Here is a 19,004-nt window from a genome sequence, read left to right as displayed (position 1 = left end):
CATGAATCATTCAGTTTTATCTAAATTCTTATTGCATATTGGCGACAGTCAACTGGTTTTATCTCAGCGTTTGGCTGAATGGTGCGGGCATGCACCTGAGCTTGAAGTTGATATCGCTTTAGCAAACATCGGTTTGGACTTGTTGGGTCAGGCAAGAAACTTTCTGACTTTGGCTGGTCAATATGATGAAGCTAAACGTGATGAAGATCAGCTTGCATATTTCCGTACTGAACGTGAGTTTTTAAACCTATTGTTATGCGAACAACCGAATGGTGATTTTGCACAAACGATTGTACGCCAGTGGTTGATGGATCATTACCATCTTCATTTATTTACGGCTTTAACCCAGAGTTCGCTTCCAGAAGTCAGTGCGCTTGCCGTGAAATCTTTAAAAGAAGTGAAATATCACATCCGTTTTTCAACAAGCTGGATGGAACGTTTAAGTTTAAGCACAGATGAAGCACATCAACGTGTGCAAGATGGATTAAATAATTTATGGCGCTTTACCGCTGAATTATTTGAACTCAATGCAGACGAGCAAACACTAGTTGCAGAAGGCATGATTCCAGATTTTTCAAATGAAAAAGAACAATGGAACCAAACCATTGCAGATGAGCTTAAGCGTTTTGAATTAAATGTTGCTGTGAACGGTGCTTATCGCCGTGGTGCGAAACAAGGATTGCATACTGAGCATTTGGGTTATTTGTTGGCTGAAATGCAATGTATTCAAAGAACTTATCCGGGAATGACCTGGTAAGACAAGGAGGTGAGCCATGCAAATGATTCGTCATTGCATCGACCAATGTTGGGATGTTCTACAAACGGTAAGTGACCCTGAAATTCCGGTTTTATCTGTTGTGGATTTAGGCATGATTCGTGGTGTAGAGATTAACGATCAACAAGAAATTATTGTTCGTCTAACTCCGACATATAGCGGTTGCCCAGCAACAGATATGCTCAAAGCACAAATTGCTGAAGCCTTTACCGCAGAAGCTTTGACACCAGTCAAAGTCATGGTCGATTTGTCAGAAGCATGGACCACGGACTGGATGTCTGAAGCGGGTAAAAAGAAACTGCAAGTCTATGGCATTGCACCACCTGAAGGGTTGGCGCATCAGTGTGGTACTCATGTTGACTTAAAAGATGGTGTTGAGTGCCCACGTTGTAAAAGCCGACATACCCGACTGTTAACAGAGTTTAGTTCTACCGCCTGTAAAGCACTTTATAAATGTCAGGACTGTCTTGAGCCTTTTGATTACTTCAAATGTATTTAAGTCTTTAGATAAGGAAATCAGCCATGAGCCAATTTGTACCATTAAAAGTAAAAAGTATTACGCCTCAAACCGATCAGGCAATTTGTATTGCATTTGATGTTGTACCTGAACAACAAGAACAATTTCAATTTCAACCGGGTCAACACTTAACCATTCGCCACTTAACTGAAGCGGGTGAAATCCGCCGTTGTTATTCAATTTGTAGCTATGCAGCAAAAGAAGACATCAGCATTGCGGTTAAAAAAATTGATCAGGGTCAGTTTTCAAACTGGGCCAATGACCATTTAAAAGTAGGTGATGTGCTTGAAGTCATGCCACCACAAGGTGTGTTTTTTCAAAAAGCAGCCAAGATGGGTGGACAAAACTATTTAGGTGTTGCTGCGGGCAGTGGTATTACCCCAATTTTATCGATTGTTAAGCAAGTGTTGTTTGAACAACCAGAAGCGAAATTTACCTTGCTCTATGGCAATCGCTCATGGAAACAAACCATGTTTGCCGAGCAAATTATGGATTTGAAAGATCAGTTTAAAGAACGCTTTCAACTCATCAATATTTTTTCTCGTGAGTTCAACGATAGTGAGCTGATGAATGGCCGTATTGATGAAGAAAAGCTTAAACAACTTTTTGATTTTGATGTGCTTGAAACGAGTTTTGATCATGTGTTTGCCTGTGGTCCAGACGAAATGATGAATGCCGTAGAAAGCACGTTGCCAAACTATGGTATTGCAAAAGAAAAAATCCACACCGAACGTTTCCATACAGGGCAGGCTCGTAAACGTAGCGCTGAAGCTGATGCAAACCGTAAAGAAGAAAAAGTAAACATCATTTTAGATGGTCGTGAACTGATTGTGTCTGTGGCTCAGGATGATGAAAGTATTCTTGATGCGGCTTTACGCGCAGGTGCTGACTTGCCATATGCCTGTAAAGGTGGGGTGTGTGCGACTTGCCGTTGTAAAGTTGTTTCTGGTGAAGTCGATATGTTCCTTAACTATAGCCTTGAAAAAGATGAAGTTGAAAAGGGCTATGTGCTGAGCTGTCAAACCTTACCAAAAGGCCCAAATGTTCGTTTGAGTTTTGATGAGTAGAGGCTGTCATGCAAGAGTTGATCAAAGTCAGCACAGCAACTGACGGTGTTTTGTTATTAACCCTAAACCGTCCAGAAAAAAGAAATGCTTTAAACAATGCAACATTGCAGTGTTTATGCGAGTTGCTCGAAGAAGCTGAGCACAATGCTCAAGTTAAAGCGGTGGTTTTAACGGGTAACTCACAATGTTTTGCTGCTGGAGCAGATCTTAGCGAGTTGGCTGCAATGGACGCCGTGACTTTGCAACTCGATATTCGTCCGAAGCTTTGGCAAAAAATTGATGCGTTTAGTAAACCACTGATTAGTGCAGTCAATGGTTATGCCTTAGGCGCTGGGTTTGAGTTGGTTTTGCATTCAGATATGGTGATTTGCGGTGAAAATGCCCGTTTTGCACTACCTGAAATTGGCCTTGGTATGTTGCCGGGTGCAGGTGGAACACAGCGTTTAGCACGCTTGGTTGGACAACAACTCACGATGCGCTGGGCCATGACAGGTGAGATGATTTCGGCAAAACAGGCGGAGCAACATGGCATTTGCAGTCAAGTGGTTCCGACCGAATTAACCGTTGAATATGCGGTTCAACTTGCAGCCAAAATTGCCAAACAAGCGCCTTTAGCGATTCGCGTGATTAAACAATCAATTAAAAGTATTCATGAAACGACTTTAAGTCAGGGACTCAAGTTTGAACGTCAAAACTTTGTCTGGCTGGCGGCTACAAAAGATCGAAACGAAGGGATTAATGCTTTCTTTGAGAAAAGAAAGCCAGTGTTTAGAGGTGAGTGATGGACTATCAAAATATTATTGCTGAAGAAAAAAATGGTGTTGGCTACCTGACATTTAACCGCCCAAAAGCACTAAATAGCTTCAACGTAGATATGCATCGTGAAGTGGCTGAAGTTTTAAACCTGTGGACTAAAAATCCAGATGTTCGCTGTGTTGTGATTAGTGGTGAAGGCCGCGGCTTCTGTGCAGGGCAAGATTTAGGTGATCGTGTAGTAGACCCAAATGCTGAAGCTCCAGATTTAGGATATTCCATTGAAACTTACTATAACCCGCTCATTAAAACGATTGTAAATATGCCAAAGCCTGTGATTTGCGCCGTAAATGGTGTGGCAGCAGGTGCAGGAGCAAATATTGCACTGGCATGTGATTTGGTGATTGCAGCTAAATCGGCAAACTTTGTACAAGCCTTTTGCCGCTTAGGACTGGTTCCAGACTCGGCGGGTACATGGTTTTTACCACGTGCTGTAGGCCATGCACGTGCGATGGGTTTAACTTTGTTAGGTGACAAGCTCCCAGCAGAAACCGCAAAAGAATGGGGCATGATTTGGGATGTTGTAGAAGACGCTGAACTTAAAACAAAAGTGACTGAACTCGCAGAGCGTTTAGCGAAACAGCCTACATTTGGTCTATCTCTCATTAAAAAAGCCATTCATCAATCAAGTAATAACACCTTTGATGAGCAAGTGCTGTTAGAGCGTGACTTACAACGTATTGCGGGTCGTTCCGAAGATTATCGTGAAGGTGTACAAGCCTTTATGAATAAACGTGAACCAAATTTTAAAGGGCGCTAAGCATGACAGATTTAGATTTATCTCGTGCCCGAATTGCCGTTATTGGTTCTGGCACCATGGGCATCGGCATTGCCCAGTTAGCGATCGTCAATGGGCACTCGACTGTTTTATATGATCTGGACGCTCAAAAAGCGCAACAAGCCGCCCACGGCTTGGAGCAGACTTTTAAAAAGCTAGTCGAAAAGATCAAGCTCACACAGCAGCAAGCTGATGAAGCTTTAGCGCGTCTAACTGTGGTCAATCAAGTTGAAGCACTCCGTGATGCTGACTTGGTGATTGAAGCAGTCATTGAGAAAAAAGAAGTTAAACAGTCTTTATTTAAACAACTTGCTGAAATTTGTAGTGAGCAAACCATTTTTGCAAGTAACACATCTTCAATTTCAGTGACTGCAATTTCGGCGGGCATTGCTCACCCTGAGCGCGTAGTGGGTTTACACTTTTTTAACCCTGCGCCAGTCATGAAATTGGTTGAAATTGTACAAGGCTTAAAAACACCAAACAGCTTATGTTTGGCTTTAAAAAACTTGATGCTGAATTGGAAAAAAATTCCAGTACTCACCAAGTCCACTCCTGGTTTTATTGTTAACCGAATTGCACGTCCATTTTATGCAGAAGGCTTTAGAGCACTGCAAGAACAAGTCACCAGCTACGACCAGCTAGACTATGCCTTAAAGCAATGTGGCGGTTTTGCGATGGGGCCGTGTGAACTCACTGACCTCATTGGTCAAGATGTTAACTTTTCGGTGACGCAAAGCGTTTACCAAGAGTTCTTTTACGAGCCACGCTACCGTCCAAGCCTCATTCAAAAAGAATTAGTCGATGCAGGTGCTTGGGGGCGTAAGTCCAAACAGGGCTTCTATAGTTATAACGAAAAAAATCAGTACGAGACATTTCAGCCTCAAGCTGTAACCGCCAAACCAGTTGATGCCCATATTCAGCTCAAAGGGACTTGGTCTCAGTTACCTGCTTTTTTAACACGTTTAAGTTTAAAAAGCGGATCTGCGAGTGATGACAATATCCTTCAAATCGATGATATCGACTTACGTTTAAGCCAAGGTGAGTCAGCCAATATTCATTATTTAAACCGTAAAGTGGTTTTAATGGATTGGCACCATGATTTTGAGCAAGCAGAGGCTTTAGTACTCAGTCATAACGAACTTTGTGAAGCAAGTGACCTCGCTAAAGTCGAAGCTTACTTTGCACAGTTTGGCATGAGCGTGATGTGGATTAAAGACCATCCGGCACTGTTAACCTTACGCACCATCGCTTTACTCATTAATGAAGCCTGCGAAGCAAGTTTACATGGAGTTGCGAGTCTGGAAGATATTGATAATGCCATGAAATATGGAGTGAATTATCCTAAAGGTCCTTACCAGTGGTTGACACAAATGGGCGGTGCTTATGTGCTCCAAACTTTAAATAACTTATATGCACTGTATGGAGAGGAAAAATATCGCGCGAGTATCTACCTCAAGCAATACGTAGCAAAAACTCAAAACATTGCTACTCAATATTCACGTGATATGACCGAATTTGCATAATCAGGAGTCAACATGGAAGACGTTTTAATTTGCGATTTTATTCGTACCCCAATTGGACGATATGCAGGTGCCTTAAGTGCTGTACGTGCAGATGATTTAGCTGCATTGCCGATCAAATATTTAAAAGATAAACACCCGAACTTACCGTGGAATACGGTAGACGAAGTGTTTTTAGGTTGTGCTAACCAAGCAGGTGAAGACAACCGTAACGTTGCACGTATGGCAACACTCTTAGCAGGCTTACCTGATACAGTGCCAGCGATGACGGTCAATCGCCTGTGTGCTTCAGGTCTAGATGCAGTAGGCCTTGCGGCACGCTCAATTAAAGCAGGTGAAGCAGAGTTTGTGTTGGCAGGTGGTGTTGAGTCAATGAGCCGTGCACCATTTGTGCAAGCTAAACCAACCGAAGCTTTTAGCCGTACACCTGAAATTTATGACACCACCATTGGCTGGCGCTTTGTAAATAAGCAACTTAAAGCACAATACGGCACCGACAGCATGCCTGAAACTGCCGAAAATGTAGCTGAAAAATACCAGATTAGTCGTGAAGACCAAGATGTATTTGCATTGCGTAGCCAACAAAAAACCGCTGCGGCACAGCAAAACGGTTTCTTTAACGATGAGATTTTGCCTGTCGAGATTGTAGACCGTAAGAAAAACGTGAACGTTGTTAGTCGCGATGAACATCCGCGTGAAACGACACTTGAAGCACTTGCAAAACTAAAAGCGCCTTTTAGAAAAGAAGGTGGCTCGGTGACTGCCGGAAATGCTTCTGGTGTAAATGATGGTGCCGCGTGTGTGTTAATTACCAACCGTGAATTTGCAGATACACATGGTTTAAAACCTTTAGCACGTGTAATTGGCATTGCAAGTGCAGGTGTTGAACCCAAATATATGGGTATAGGTCCTGTTCCAGCTGTGCAGAAGATTTTAAAGCAAACAGGTTTAACGCTAGATCAGATGGATGTGATTGAGCTGAATGAAGCATTCGCAGCCCAGTCTTTAGCTTGTATGCGTGAACTTGGTTTAAAAGATGACGATGAACGCGTGAACCCAAATGGTGGTGCGATTGCGTTAGGACATCCGCTCGGTATGAGCGGTACACGTTTAGTGATTACGGCAACACGTGAGCTAAAAAAACGTGGTGGACGCTATGCACTTTGCACAATGTGTGTGGGTGTGGGACAAGGCGTCGCACTGATTTTGGAAAATTTAAATTAATTTAGACGGTTTTAAAAATTACATAATGAGGAGATAGGCGATGGACAGCCTTACAACGGATAATGTTGAACAATTAACACTTGCAGAGCTTAGAGAGCTGCAAACTAAACGGTTAAAACAAACCCTGACTTTTGTATATGAAAATAGTCCGGTCTATAAGAAAAAGTTCGATGACGCAGGTGTACATCCTGACGACTTCGTCACTTTAGACGATCTGGCGAAGTTTCCATTTACCACCAAACAGGATTTAAGAGACAACTATCCGTTTGGAATGTTTGCCGTACCGCAAGAGCAAATTGTGCGTTTACATGCATCATCGGGCACAACGGGTAAACCGACGGTGGTGGGTTACACCCAAAAAGATATTAATACTTGGTCGGACATTGTTGCGCGTTGCTTACGCATGGCAGGTTTAACCGCGAAAGATATGGTTCAGGTGGCTTATGGCTATGGACTATTTACAGGTGGTTTAGGTGCACATTATGGTGCCGAGCGCTTAGGTGCAACGGTTATTCCAATGTCTGGTGGACAAACTGAAAAGCAAGTTCAGCTTATTCAAGACTTTAAACCGACTGCAATTATGGTTACGCCATCGTATTGCGTGAGCATTATTGAAAAGCTCGAACAACAATTTGGAACTGCGCGTAATACGTCTTTAAAAGTCGGTATTTTTGGTGCCGAGCCGTGGACCAACGAACTTCGCCGTGAAATTGAAGAACGCTTAAATATTAAAGCACTCGATATTTATGGTTTATCTGAGGTAATGGGGCCGGGCGTTGCTATGCAATGTCTAGGTGAGGGCGAAGGGCTAACCATTTGGGAAGATCATTTCTACCCAGAAATTATTAACCCTGAAACGGGTGAAGTCTGTAAAGATGGTGAACTTGGCGAGTTAGTCTTTACCACCATTACCAAAGAAGGTTTACCGATTATTCGTTACCGTACCCGTGATTTAACTCGTTTACTGGCGGGAGAAAATCTGGCGATGCGTAAAATGGATAAAATTGTTGGCCGTAGTGACGACATGCTGATTATTCGCGGCGTGAACGTTTTCCCTACCCAAATTGAAGAGCAAATTTTGCAAGTTCCGCATTTAGTTCCAAATTATGAAATTTTGGTGACTAAAAAAGGACATATGGATACTTTGCATATTCGTACAGAGATGTGTCATAACTGTAATATACAGGCCAATCAACTTGCTCAGGAGTTGATGAAACGTATTAAAACCATGATTGGGATTAGCGTTACTGTAGAGGTTGTTACAGAAGCGACCTTACCTCGTTCGGAAGGTAAGGCAAAGCGGGTAATCGATATGCGTCAGATTGCTTAACATCAAGATCATTCAGGGTATAGAATCTATACCCTGAAACTAAACGCCAAGACATGAGTATGAGTGCAAAAATACAGCAAATAATTGATTCTGTTGTAAAGAATGAGACCTTAAGTGGAACTTCGCTTATTTCGACAATTTTTGGAGATTCAGTACTTCATCGGGGTGGAAACATTAGTCTTGCAAGCCTGATTCAGTTATTAGAACTGTTTGGTTTTAATGACCGTGCTGTAAGAACCTCTGTTTTTCGTTTAGTTAAAAATGATTGGTTATGTTCAGACAAAATCGGCAGAACCAGTTTTTATCGAATTACCGATTCGAGCCGTTCGACCTATTTGCAAGCTGAGCAACGCATTTATAACGACCAGATGAAAGAGTGGGACCATTATTGGGATCTTATTCTGATGTCTAGCCTCGACACTGAAAATAAAGCGTTGTTAAAGAAAGAACTCGAGTGGTTAGGGTTTGCCAATATTTCGACAAACTTAATGGCATATCCGGGTTGTAACCGTATTGAACTGCAACGCTTGTTGGTTGACTTAAATATGAGTGAGCAAGTGGTGGTGTTTAAAGCCGAAACCTTGCAGCTCTTTAATAACTCGGTCGATACCATTGGTCGTATGCTCAGAACCAATTGGCCAATCGATGAATTACGCCAAAGATATCTACAGTTTCTTGATATTTTTAGAGAAATTGGCGTGTTGCTGATGCAAGAAAATGAACAGCTCGAACCTGTACAGGCCTTTCAAATTCGAACTTTGCTGATTCATTATTATCGACGGATTTTATTGAAAGACCCAGCGCTACCGCTTGAGTTGTTACCAACTGACTGGCCTGCGATTAGTGCACGAACTTTATCAATGAATATTTATAAAAAAGTATTTGAACCTGCCGATGAATACTTCTTGTCTGTTGCCGCAACAGCAGAAGGACCAATGCCAAATGCCACAGCACATTATTGGCGCCGTTTCGGAGGTTTGGTGGCGACAAATGAGAGGTTAAATCATGCCTTGTTATAGTATTGACGGTGTTATTCCCGTCGTTAGCCCAGAGGCTTTTGTACACCCAACGGCTGTTTTAATTGGTGATGTGATTATTGAAGCGGGCGTATATGTAGGGCCATTTGCCTCATTGCGTGCCGATTTTGGTCGTATCCATATTAAGCAAAATGCCAATATACAAGATAGCTGCACCGTACATGGCTTTCCGCAAAGCGTGACTTTAGTTGAGGAAATGGGGCACATTGGGCATGGGGCAATTTTGCATGGCTGCCGCATTGGTAAAAATGTTTTGGTTGGCATGAACAGCGTAATTTTGGACTATGCCGAAATTGGTGAAAACACTATTATTGGTGCAAATAGCTTAGTCAAAACCAAAGATATAATTCCGGCAAATGTATTGGCAATGGGGAGTCCAGCCAAAGTTGCACGTGATTTATCAGAACAAGAAAAAAAGTGGAAAACCAGAGGCACGCAAGAATACATTGAGCTTGCACAGCGCTGCTTAAGTACAATGCAAGAAGTTCAGCCTTTAAGCTCAGAGTTGGATGACCGCCTGACCTATAAGGACTTTAGTTCTTCAAACTATCAGATTAAACAAGATAGCGTTTAACGGCTGTTAATCAGTCGATTTCAATACAGATAGGTTCATCACATTTAAGGAATACTCGCACGAGTAGGGAGACGTTTGTGCAAAAAAATGAAAACACTGCGGTTGATCAATTCGCAGAGCTATTGGGTGTTCAAGTGCTGCATCGCAGTTTTGATGAAGCGCGTTGTCAACTTAATGTAAAAGACGAACACATGAATGCCTTGGGCGGCGTGCATGGTGGTGTCATATTTTCTTTAGCCGATATTGCTTTTGCGATGGCTTGTAATGCAGGGGATGCGCCATATACAGGCCTACAGGCTGATATTCGCTATATGAGTGGTGCGAAAGATAAGGTGTTATTTGCAACGGCAACCAAGGTCGGAAGTAGTAAAAAATTCGCGCATTATGAAGTTGTGATAACAGACGGTTTGAATAATAGAGTCGCTTTGTTTACATCTACGTGTTATAGACTAGCGTCGTGAGATGCGATTCAATAGTAATTAGCAGTTATCAAATTCTTAAAGTCAAAAAGGAGCTAGAAGCTCCTTTTTGGTGGTTGTGTTGTTACCATCTAATAGGAGTTTTGGTAGCTGTGTCTATAGCAAACTTCTTGAAAAGATCACCTAGCGCTAAGTGGCGATACTGGTTTGAGGCAATTTTTGAAAAATCAAACCATTGCTCAGATGTGAATTGATTTATATGAGAGCAAGGTGGATAGCCATTTTGAACTAAAAAAGTATTAATTTCTTGTACCATTGCGTCGACTTTAGACATGTTTTTTAAACCTAAATTAGATATGAATCTTCATTATAAATCACTATTAAAAACTCAATTTTTTTTGTTCCACATAGTTTTTTTAATCGTTTTGTTTTGTAACTTATGACTAAGGTAGAAAAATATTTCTGATAAATCAGCTTGCAGTGGTTCACCAGCTATGCTTTAGGCTCATAAATAATTAGTTGTTTAATTGAAAAAGCCTCTGCGAAAACAGGGGCTTTTTTATGTATCAAATGTAAATATAATTAAGATTAGTTGTTTCTAATCAACTATCAAATTTTGTATATATCTATAATTTATACATATCAGTTAAATAGCCACTCAAATATTTTTTAAGTATTACGATGCTTTGAAAGCATTAAAGATGCTGTAGAGGGTTCTATATCCATTTTTGTTAATTCTTGGGCTAATGCAAAACCCTCTGTTCTAAATTTCCCCAGGGTTTCTTGTAATGTACTAATATTATTAGTTTGTATGACCATGCGTAATATAGTGCCTTTTAATCTAACTTTATAATCTCTTTTCTCATCTTGAACCCATTGCAAACCATGTTTGCCACTAGCAATAAAAAAATCGCCCCCCATCCCAGCTATACGATGAGTCATATATAAACCAAATCCACTGTTTTTCCAAAAGTCATCTGATCTTCTTTTTTGTTTTCTACCATATGGAACTTTACTGGAAATACTTGGTAATAAGGCGAAATTTAGTGCATCTTTATCATTTTCAATATAGGGTAGTGTATCGTTTTCATTTAAAGAGTTCTTAATGCCTTTACCTCTATCTAAAACCACAATTTCTGCTTTTTTTAGATATGGCCAGTATTGAGCGCAAAAAGTAATTTTTGAAGATTCTGAATGCTCAACAACATTTCGAAGAATTTCCCTAAAACAATATGTTAAAGTATCTACTAAAATAGTTTCTTTTTGTGATGTAAGTAATTTTGCTAAGTTCTCACTATAATTTTCAATAATTTGACCAACTTCCTCATATGAATCTCGAGCTTCTTTTTTTAATGTTTCTACATCAATAATAGTAATAGGTATATGATTTTTTTCACAAGTAGGAAATAGTTCCCTGGGTTTTTTACCAATATCAAAACCACAATTTTGAAAAAGTCCCATATGTTTAGCATAACTTATACTTTCATCATCATAATAAATACAAGAAAAATCTACATCTTTAAGCCTTGTAAGAGTTTTAATAAAGTTTGAAAAATATACTATTCCGAAAGGTTCAATAGTACTTAAATTTCTAAAATCTAATTCGATTTTTTTAATATCTGAAATCAGTATGTCTCTAATTCTTTCACAGTAATCAATTGATGAATTAAATGTTAATTTTTCAATTTCAATAGTTTTTTTCAAATGATTTAATCCTAAAAATAAAAAATAATAACATATAATTTATTTTGTTTTTACTTTAATTGGTAGAATTGAACTTATACTAAAGTATGTATTCTATAAAACTAATATATTATAGAATAAAAATTTTTTAATATTTTACCATAATTTAGTTTTTTGCTTGAAAGGGTAGTCAAAATATTCTGATTACCCATCAATTTTATTTATAACTAATTAAAATGATTATAAATGTGAGAGATATAACCTTGCTCATTTATAAAGGGGATAATTAAATGTTGCTGTGCTCTGGTTATTCCTACATATGCAAGACATTTTTCAGCCTCTGGGTCTCTATCTTCTCTAGGCATACTATCTAAACCAATAAAAAATGCGATTGGAAATTCTAGACCTTTACAGCCTTCAATATACATAACTTTAATACTGTTTAATAATGGATTAAAGTTCAGCTTTTCTTCACGTCTTAGTAAAAAAGTGACTGCTTCTGAGCCGAAAGTCTCTAATAAGTTTTTTCTGATCAGTGGAAGAAAATCATTACTGCTAGGCGCAATAATTATACCAATATCCTTAAATGTGTATTTATCTGATGAAATTGCCTTTTGAATTGCTTTAGTTAAAAATAAAGTTAATTCTTCACTATTTTTTAACTGCTTAAGAACTGGTTCAGAGCCAGAATGGCAATATTCTATATTGGGTATTAGACGAGAAGATAAATCATCTTCATCTGTTAATATTTCATTTGAACCATCAGAAAATAAACTTGCCAATTTAAGAATTTCTTTTGTATTTCTATAGCATTCTTTAAGTTCAGTTGGTTTTTTACCTTGTACCGTTAGTCCCACAGATTTCCAATTAGGACGCTTTCTGCCAAACACATTCTGTGCTGGGTCATAGCAAAATAAGATACTATTTGTCTCAGGATCAATTAGATTGGTTATTCCTCGCACCCAATCATCTGAAAGATCTTGACCTTCATCAATTAAAATCGCTTGATATTTTTCAGTAGAATTTTCATTTATATGGTCGAATAATAAATGACCTATTCGCTCATTATATTGACTTTGATCTTCATCTGGATATTTTTTTAAATTTGCTTGAGTAATTTTCTTAACTAGTCCATGAAAATGAGTAATAGTGATATTTGATGGTGAATTTTCATTTAAAATATTAAGTTTAAGTTGATTTAATAAATTAAGGTTAAAACATATAACAAGAATTTTCCACTCAGGATTTGTCTGCTGTAGGTACTTCGCACGACATGAGAGGACAACGCTTTTCCCACTTCCTGCCACACCTTTTAGAATACGATGACCTTCACCAATATTTTTTGCTACTTTTTCTTGTTCAATACTTAAAGCTTTAATATTATTTATATTTAATATTTCTGTTTGATCACCAATACGGATTTCAGGAAATAAAGTATATCTTAGATGCTGTAACTCTTTAAAACCTAGTGGTTCAAAAGGAAAATTAATGCGATCAAATTTTAAAGAAGCTTTTATTTTTTTGATAAAATTTTTACATTCATCTCTATCATCTAAATCAAAATTAAGGTCATCAGAAAATAATACTTGATCATTTGGTATTATTGAATCATTAATTAATCCTAACTCATTTGCTTCTTTACGGTTCATATTTGTAAAAGCAATACATTTACCAATAGGAAAGCGGATGTTTCCTGAATATTCACCTTCAGTTTGAATTAGAGAAGTATTCTTTCCTACAAGGTCTCGAATTTTATTGACATAATTTCTTGCTTGTTGTAATGGGTTTATAACTTCTACTTCTTCATTTTCATTATAGAAGTTACCGCGAAATTTACGCGGATTAAAACTTTTAAATCTATTTTTAGACCAATCTTTTACTTCTAAGACTATTATGCCGAAATCTTGACTGAAAATTACAAAGTCGCTATATCGACCTAGTACAGGAGTATCATACCAAACATAATGTTCATCATCAGGATGAAGAGCTTCTCGTAAAATTTTGAATATTTTCTTTTCACCAGATGTTGCTTTATGAATTTTTAAAATGCTTTCAGGAATCATTTCAGCCATAGATTTATCTCTAACTTTTTATAGAAGATTATTTTGAGTAATTGGCAATTGTAAGAAATAATGTGAAACATATCAAATTTATATATAATTCTTTAAATAAATTTCTCTTTACTCTGGAGTTAATGAAGATAATGGAACAGCTTTCACATATTAATTATTCTGAAATTCCAGATGATTTTAATGAATTAAGAGATTTATTTGAATATGGTTGGGTAAATGGAGATACCGATTATGGTTGGTTTTGGAAATGGCATAGTTCTTTTGATGAAAAATTTGAACTTTATGAAATCAAAACAGGTTCATTTGGTGATGGATACATTATCCTAATAAAAGCAATTTTAAGCGCAAAACATGGCAAACCAATAGGGTATAAATTTTCAAAGCTTTTACAAGTGGCTCATGTTCTTTTAGAACATCATCCAGAATTTTGGAAGCATTTTCTAGTAGTAGTAAAACATTATGGGCATATGGATTTACTTAAATCACAAGATATAAAAGGAAAGCTGTTTAGCAAGACTAAAAAAATATCAGCAGAAGATTTTAAACCTGATCATGCCTATAACTCACTGATAGAATTTTTATGTCCTATTTTCCAAGGAAAATTATTTTTATGGGAATATGAACATGCTTCTGTTGAAGAAAATACTATTGAATTACCTATCGTAACTTTACAATATTTGTTTGAAAAACCGTGTACTTTTGAAGAACTTGGTTTTAGTAAAATGCAAGCTGAATCATGTTTAAGGCGTTATTTGTTAAAGTATTTTGATTCTGATCAAGAGTCTAATGTTGTAAAAAATGAGTATATTATAAAAGCTATAAATATTGCTAAGATGAGCAATAAAGATTGCAGTCATGATACTGTTTTTTCTCGTAGAAATGTGGATTGGCAAAATATAGAAATTAAACTTTTCTTATCATTAGTCTTCTTCTTAGGGCTTGAAGAATTCATTGAAGAAGGTTTCTATTGTAGTAATAGTGACTGTTTCTTTTTAAAATTAAAATGGGAACAATTAAAAATTACTAAAGAGGAACATTATTTAATAGAGAAACGTTTCTCTCGAATATTAGAACTTACGATAGGGCAATATGAGTGGAATGATGTGATTGGACATGGTTCTCCATCAATATTTCTTGATGAAACTATTTCAAGTTTATAATGCCCCACTTAACAATAACCCACCTATTATTTAGCCTTACTTTTTTAATGATTTAATTTAAAACAAATGGCATTTTGCGTGCTTGACTGCAAAAGGGTTGGGAACTATTCTTTGCCTGCTGGCCTACATTGCCAGACGGTCGTCGCGGACCGATTACAACAGCATCAGAATTATTCCTTTCTGAGGGATAATTTTGTGTGAGCATCTCCTCGTCTCCTCCCGTAGCGGTAGGACGGGAGAGGGACACCTTCGGGTGTGCTGGTTGTTGTACCAGTCCGCGAACCCTTTCTCGTTCTGCCACCATAATTTTAATGTCTGGCAGAACTCCCAATAAAAAGGAGTTGGCTTTGCACATCCATTATTTCTTGGCTCTCAATGCCAAAAGCTATAACGACACAGCTTAAAAATTAAAGCAGCTTGATTGCCATAAGGCTTTCAGGCTTAAAGTCTTTTTTATTTAAAACTTAGCAATAACAAACTCGAGATGTGCTACGCACAGTCTTTACGGCTTTGCTGCGCCTTTTTTTCTCCCAAAAAGTATCTCATTTAGAAACAACAAGAATTTATAGCGGTAAAACGATGCCAAATTTAGTACTTTCCTCCCGTGCCATACAAGTTATTAATACATCAATTAATTTATTTCACCATTTGGGGTTTCATACGGTTGGTGTCGACCGAATTGTGAAAGAATGCCAAATTCCCAAAGCGACTTTTTATAACTACTTTCACTCGAAAGAGCGGTTTATTGAAATCTGTTTAATCGTACAAAAAGAACGATTAAAAGAAAAAGTGGTTTCCATTGCTGAATACACCAGCCACACCAGTGCTAGAGATAAACTCAAGGAGCTTTATCTTTTACACACCGATTTAGATGGGCTTTACTATTTATTGTTTAAAGCCATTTTTGAGATAAAACTGACTTATGCAAAAGCTTATCAAGTCGCAATTAAATATAGAACTTGGCTAATGAATGAAATCTATAGCCAGTTAATAAAACTAAAAACCGATGCGACTTTCCAAGATGCCAAACTATTTTTATATATGATTGAGGGCGCAATTATTCAGCTTTTAAGCTCAGATGGGGCAGACGACAGAGAAAGCTACTGGAATATGATTTCTCATTTATTTCTTTAGATGTTTCGGTTTATTTACGGGAAAGCATAAACCTTAATTTTAAAATAGCTATTGGATGAACTTTGAGAGTTGACTTCAAATTGTGGCTTAAGTGGTCTGAGGTCAAGTTTTTTTTAAGAGACTTAAGCAATATGGTTTGCGTAACTTCAATCAAATACTGAAATATTTCGAATCAGCGTATGAGTTGCCTACGTCAGTCATCGTCTCGCGCAAAAGTATGCTGAATATAAATAGAGGAGTCATTCATGGGTACGCGTTCAACCATTATGGATACCAATAGCTTTCGTCCAGAACATGCTGCTGAGCTGGACCATGCTACCCGCAAACTGACCGATAAAAGAAATAAAATTTTAGGTGAATCCTATCGCTTGTTTTATCGTAATCCCGTGCATCTGGTGAAAGGACAGGGGCAATATTTATGGGATGCAGCAGGTCATCAATATCTGGATGTTTACAACAATGTTGCCAGCATTGGTCATTGTCATCCTGCGGTGATTGAAGCGGTAAATGAGCAAATGAAAATGCTCAATACGCATACCCGTTATTTACATGAAAATATTTTGGATTATACCGAAGAACTATTACAAACCACTCCCGATGAAATTGACCGTGCCATGTATATGTGTACTGGCTCGGAAGCGAATGATTTAGCGATTCGTATTGCCCGTGAATATAGCGGCGGTACAGGAATCATTGTGTCTCAAGAGTCGTATCATGGAACCAGTAGCTTAACCTCAGGATGCTCTCCAGCGCTTGGAACTGAGCAGCCTTTAGATGCGACAACTCGTCTAGTTCCAGCCCCTGATTATTATCGAATTCAAACTGATGATTTAGGTACTTGGTTCGCGCAGCAGATCCAACAGCAAATTGATGATATGAATGCAAAAGGTATTAAGTTTGCAGGTTTTTTAGCGGACTCAATATTCTCTTCTGACGGTGTAATGCCTAATCCTGTTGGGTTCTTACAAAAAGCGGTTGATGTTGTGCATGCCAATGGCGGTATCTTTATTGCTGATGAAGTACAACCGGGTTTCGCGCGCACTGGCGATTCTTTCTGGGGCTTTGGTCGTCACAATGTTGTGCCTGATATTATTACCACAGGTAAACCAATGGGTAACGGAGTTCCAGTGTCAGGGCTTTTAGCCAAGAGTGAAGTCCTCGCTGCTTTTAGCGATAAAATTCCATATTTTAATACATTTGGTGGTAATCCTGTTTCTATGGCAGCGGCACAGGCTGTACTTAAAGTCATTCAGGAAGAAGAGTTGCAGACCCATAGCAAATATGTGGGAGGGCTACTTCTCAAAGAACTCACTAAACTTATGGATAAACATGAGATGGTCGGTGATGTCCGTGGCGCTGGTCTGTTTATAGGATTTGAACTGGTTAAAGATAGAGCCACAAAAGAACCGAATAAAGCATTGGCTTTGAACCTTATTGAAGAACTCAGAAACACTCATCGAGTTTTAACCTCAGTTGCAGGTCCTTATGGCAATGTATTAAAACTGCGCCCACCTTTGGCTTTCCAAATAAAAGATATCGATTGGTTAGTTGGCGCTTTAGATCAAGCATTAACAAAATTAAAGTAAGTCACTTTAAATATAAAAATACCCTTCAAGTTGGATGTTAAATCTAATTTGAAGGGTATTTTGTTGTTCAATTATTTTGTGGCTGTAAAAGTTATTTCGAATTACTTAAATAATAAAAAGGCCTTTATTCAAGGCCTGTATTTGCAATGCTTTAGTGTCTTAATTGACGTGGTGTAACACCAAACCAGCGTTTAAATGCACGTGATAGAGCACTTACTTCTGAGTAACCTAATAAGAATGCCATTTCTGAAATTGGAATATTTTTTTGTTTAATATAATGCTCAGCCAATTCACAACGAACCTGATCGACTAAATGGGTAAAGGTCAGTCCTTCATTTTTTAAACGGCGGGTAAGGGTGCAGCTCGTTAAACCAATATCATGAGCGATTTTTTCAAGGTTTGGTTCACCTTCACTCAGTTCAAGTTGGATGTGAGAACGTACTTGATCTGCAAGACTTTGACTTTGAGAAGAGCGATTGAGTAACAGCAGCGTATCTAAAATTACTGTTAATAAAATAGAATCACGCCCCGGCATAGTATGCTGGACGTCTTTTTTTGAAATGATGATGGAGTTAAAAGGCTGATCAAAATAAACAGGCGCGTTAAATAATTTGCTGTGTTCTTGCCAAAATTCAGGGCGAGTATGCTCAAAGTGAATCGCGCGTGGTGAATAATGAGGACCCATCACTTCACGAATCACATTCATAAACATGCCCATGGTCAGTTCTGCATCTTGGCGGCGAGTTAAAATCGCGCCGTGTTGAACCTGATAATCTATGCGCCAGCTATCTCCTAAATCGACCATTCGATTAAGCGTATCTTTCTGATGCAAATAAAAGTTATTGGTCATGTTCATGAGTGCAGACTCTAATGTATTTGAACAAAGACCAATGTACCCAATGAGCCCTAATGATTTCGGTTGAAACTGTTGACCATAATGCAGGCCAAAATTATCACAACCAGAAACCAGCGCCGCCTGTTCTAGCACCTTGCAATAATTGGGCAGTTGTAAACTTAAAGTTGGGCTGATTAAAAGTTCAGGATTAATACCACTAATACCTAAAACGCGATCAACATCTGCACCTTTTTGACGAATAAACTCGCTTAATCCAGAAGCAGCTGCAGACAATACACCTTGATTACACATATTTGAATCGACAAGATGAGCTGGGTTGAGATGTAACATGTCAAGTCTCATGATATTTATTCCTAACTATTCTTATATTAAGCAAAAGCCATACCAGTTTTTGCTTACGTCCATGATTTTGTGTTGTTAAAAATTTTTATAAAATAATGACTTATGTGTTGCTGTTTT

18 protein-coding genes are annotated in these 19,004 nt (G+C 38.3%); 14 read left to right on the top strand and 4 right to left on the bottom strand.

Annotated elements, in window-relative coordinates:
* Window position 1 precedes the first annotated feature (1 nt).
* From paaC to MJX77_RS18000, 11 genes are all read left to right on the top strand, one after another.
* On the top strand, window positions 2-757 hold the full coding sequence (gene paaC / locus MJX77_RS18050; RefSeq protein WP_252060034.1) for a 1,2-phenylacetyl-CoA epoxidase subunit PaaC: 756 nt from the start codon (window positions 2-4) through the stop codon (window positions 755-757).
* Window positions 758-773: 16 nt separating this feature from the next.
* Window positions 774-1,274 carry a 1,2-phenylacetyl-CoA epoxidase subunit PaaD gene (paaD, locus tag MJX77_RS18045; protein ID WP_252060032.1) on the top strand — a complete coding sequence of 167 codons (501 nt, stop codon included), beginning with the start codon at window positions 774-776 and terminating at the stop codon, window positions 1,272-1,274.
* A gap of 23 nt (window positions 1,275-1,297) precedes the next feature.
* Window positions 1,298-2,359: a 1,2-phenylacetyl-CoA epoxidase subunit PaaE gene (gene paaE / locus MJX77_RS18040; RefSeq protein WP_107881558.1), complete on the top strand. Its 1,062-nt coding sequence runs from the start codon at window positions 1,298-1,300 to the stop codon at window positions 2,357-2,359.
* Between the two features lie 8 nt (window positions 2,360-2,367).
* Window positions 2,368-3,141, top strand: coding sequence for an enoyl-CoA hydratase-related protein (locus MJX77_RS18035; protein ID WP_252060030.1), 774 nt, complete (start codon window positions 2,368-2,370; stop codon window positions 3,139-3,141).
* On the top strand, window positions 3,141-3,932 hold the full coding sequence (paaG, locus tag MJX77_RS18030) for a 2-(1,2-epoxy-1,2-dihydrophenyl)acetyl-CoA isomerase PaaG (RefSeq protein ID WP_005041595.1): 792 nt from the start codon (window positions 3,141-3,143) through the stop codon (window positions 3,930-3,932). The genes MJX77_RS18035 and paaG overlap by 1 nt, the downstream gene beginning before the upstream one ends.
* Window positions 3,933-3,934: 2 nt before the next feature.
* Entirely contained in the window at window positions 3,935-5,473 is a 1,539-nt protein-coding gene (locus MJX77_RS18025; RefSeq protein WP_252060028.1) for a 3-hydroxyacyl-CoA dehydrogenase, read from the top strand.
* A gap of 12 nt (window positions 5,474-5,485) precedes the next feature.
* Complete coding sequence (pcaF, locus tag MJX77_RS18020; protein ID WP_252060026.1) at window positions 5,486-6,694, top strand: 3-oxoadipyl-CoA thiolase; 1,209 nt, start codon at window positions 5,486-5,488, stop codon at window positions 6,692-6,694.
* 40 nt (window positions 6,695-6,734) lie between these two features.
* Window positions 6,735-8,024, top strand: a complete 1,290-nt coding sequence (paaK, locus tag MJX77_RS18015) for a phenylacetate--CoA ligase PaaK (protein ID WP_016144874.1) — start codon at window positions 6,735-6,737, stop codon at window positions 8,022-8,024.
* A gap of 53 nt (window positions 8,025-8,077) precedes the next feature.
* Window positions 8,078-9,043, top strand: coding sequence for a phenylacetic acid degradation operon negative regulatory protein PaaX (gene paaX, locus MJX77_RS18010; protein ID WP_000062822.1), 966 nt, complete (start codon window positions 8,078-8,080; stop codon window positions 9,041-9,043).
* Window positions 9,030-9,635 (top strand): DapH/DapD/GlmU-related protein, encoded by a 606-nt coding sequence (locus MJX77_RS18005; RefSeq protein WP_252060024.1) that lies wholly within the window; start codon window positions 9,030-9,032, stop codon window positions 9,633-9,635. Before paaX ends, MJX77_RS18005 begins: the two co-directional genes overlap by 14 nt.
* A gap of 77 nt (window positions 9,636-9,712) precedes the next feature.
* Window positions 9,713-10,096: a PaaI family thioesterase gene (locus MJX77_RS18000; RefSeq protein WP_252060022.1), complete on the top strand. Its 384-nt coding sequence runs from the start codon at window positions 9,713-9,715 to the stop codon at window positions 10,094-10,096.
* An 82-nt stretch (window positions 10,097-10,178) separates the two neighbouring features.
* Here MJX77_RS18000 and MJX77_RS17995 read toward each other — a convergent pair whose 3' ends face one another.
* The 3 genes from MJX77_RS17995 to MJX77_RS17985 form a co-directional block, all read right to left on the bottom strand.
* Complete coding sequence (locus tag MJX77_RS17995) at window positions 10,179-10,388, bottom strand: hypothetical protein (RefSeq protein ID WP_252060020.1); 210 nt, start codon at window positions 10,386-10,388, stop codon at window positions 10,179-10,181.
* A 335-nt stretch (window positions 10,389-10,723) separates the two neighbouring features.
* The gene (locus MJX77_RS17990; protein WP_252060017.1) at window positions 10,724-11,758 is read right to left on the bottom strand and encodes an ATP-binding protein; all 1,035 of its coding nucleotides are present in this window, start codon (window positions 11,756-11,758) and stop codon (window positions 10,724-10,726) included.
* 206 nt (window positions 11,759-11,964) lie between these two features.
* Window positions 11,965-13,809, bottom strand: coding sequence for a nuclease-related domain-containing DEAD/DEAH box helicase (locus MJX77_RS17985; protein ID WP_252060014.1), 1,845 nt, complete (start codon window positions 13,807-13,809; stop codon window positions 11,965-11,967).
* Between the two features lie 131 nt (window positions 13,810-13,940).
* On the opposite strand from MJX77_RS17985, the gene MJX77_RS17980 reads away from it, so the two are divergent.
* The 3 genes from MJX77_RS17980 to MJX77_RS17965 all read left to right on the top strand — a co-directional run bounded on the left by MJX77_RS17980 (window position 13,941) and on the right by MJX77_RS17965 (window position 17,689).
* Window positions 13,941-14,969 (top strand): DUF7829 domain-containing protein, encoded by a 1,029-nt coding sequence (locus tag MJX77_RS17980; protein WP_252060012.1) that lies wholly within the window; start codon window positions 13,941-13,943, stop codon window positions 14,967-14,969.
* A 579-nt stretch (window positions 14,970-15,548) separates the two neighbouring features.
* The gene (locus MJX77_RS17970; RefSeq protein ID WP_252060010.1) at window positions 15,549-16,103 is read left to right on the top strand and encodes a TetR/AcrR family transcriptional regulator; all 555 of its coding nucleotides are present in this window, start codon (window positions 15,549-15,551) and stop codon (window positions 16,101-16,103) included.
* Window positions 16,104-16,348: 245 nt separating this feature from the next.
* A complete protein-coding gene (locus MJX77_RS17965; RefSeq protein WP_002157177.1) occupies window positions 16,349-17,689 on the top strand; it encodes an aspartate aminotransferase family protein in 1,341 nt (446 codons plus the stop codon).
* A 151-nt stretch (window positions 17,690-17,840) separates the two neighbouring features.
* Here MJX77_RS17965 and qhpR read toward each other — a convergent pair whose 3' ends face one another.
* On the bottom strand, window positions 17,841-18,875 hold the full coding sequence (qhpR, locus tag MJX77_RS17960; RefSeq protein WP_002157169.1) for an AraC-like transcriptional regulator QhpR: 1,035 nt from the start codon (window positions 18,873-18,875) through the stop codon (window positions 17,841-17,843).
* Between the last annotated feature and the right edge of the window lie 129 nt (window positions 18,876-19,004).

This window comes from Acinetobacter sp. AHP123, from assembly GCF_023757925.1.
GTDB lineage: Bacteria > Pseudomonadota > Gammaproteobacteria > Pseudomonadales > Moraxellaceae > Acinetobacter > Acinetobacter oleivorans.
The sequence above is the reverse complement of the archived record's forward strand: the minus strand, read 5'-3'. Positions and strand labels throughout refer to the sequence as shown.

What these genes read in the sequence shown, in the direction of transcription:
- paaC (WP_252060034.1), top strand. Translation starts at nt 2, where the DNA reads ATGAATCATTCAGTTTTATCTAAATTCTTATTGCATATTGGCGACAGT.
- paaD (WP_252060032.1), top strand. Translation starts at nt 774, where the DNA reads ATGCAAATGATTCGTCATTGCATCGACCAATGTTGGGATGTTCTACAA.
- paaE (WP_107881558.1), top strand. Translation starts at nt 1,298, where the DNA reads ATGAGCCAATTTGTACCATTAAAAGTAAAAAGTATTACGCCTCAAACC.
- MJX77_RS18035 (WP_252060030.1), top strand. Translation starts at nt 2,368, where the DNA reads ATGCAAGAGTTGATCAAAGTCAGCACAGCAACTGACGGTGTTTTGTTA.
- paaG (WP_005041595.1), top strand. Translation starts at nt 3,141, where the DNA reads ATGGACTATCAAAATATTATTGCTGAAGAAAAAAATGGTGTTGGCTAC.
- MJX77_RS18025 (WP_252060028.1), top strand. Translation starts at nt 3,935, where the DNA reads ATGACAGATTTAGATTTATCTCGTGCCCGAATTGCCGTTATTGGTTCT.
- pcaF (WP_252060026.1), top strand. Translation starts at nt 5,486, where the DNA reads ATGGAAGACGTTTTAATTTGCGATTTTATTCGTACCCCAATTGGACGA.
- paaK (WP_016144874.1), top strand. Translation starts at nt 6,735, where the DNA reads ATGGACAGCCTTACAACGGATAATGTTGAACAATTAACACTTGCAGAG.
- paaX (WP_000062822.1), top strand. Translation starts at nt 8,078, where the DNA reads ATGAGTATGAGTGCAAAAATACAGCAAATAATTGATTCTGTTGTAAAG.
- MJX77_RS18005 (WP_252060024.1), top strand. Translation starts at nt 9,030, where the DNA reads ATGCCTTGTTATAGTATTGACGGTGTTATTCCCGTCGTTAGCCCAGAG.
- MJX77_RS17995 (WP_252060020.1), bottom strand. Translation starts at nt 10,388, where the DNA reads ATGTCTAAAGTCGACGCAATGGTACAAGAAATTAATACTTTTTTAGTT.
- MJX77_RS17985 (WP_252060014.1), bottom strand. Translation starts at nt 13,809, where the DNA reads ATGGCTGAAATGATTCCTGAAAGCATTTTAAAAATTCATAAAGCAACA.
- MJX77_RS17980 (WP_252060012.1), top strand. Translation starts at nt 13,941, where the DNA reads ATGGAACAGCTTTCACATATTAATTATTCTGAAATTCCAGATGATTTT.
- MJX77_RS17970 (WP_252060010.1), top strand. Translation starts at nt 15,549, where the DNA reads ATGCCAAATTTAGTACTTTCCTCCCGTGCCATACAAGTTATTAATACA.
- MJX77_RS17965 (WP_002157177.1), top strand. Translation starts at nt 16,349, where the DNA reads ATGGGTACGCGTTCAACCATTATGGATACCAATAGCTTTCGTCCAGAA.
- qhpR (WP_002157169.1), bottom strand. Translation starts at nt 18,875, where the DNA reads ATGTTACATCTCAACCCAGCTCATCTTGTCGATTCAAATATGTGTAAT.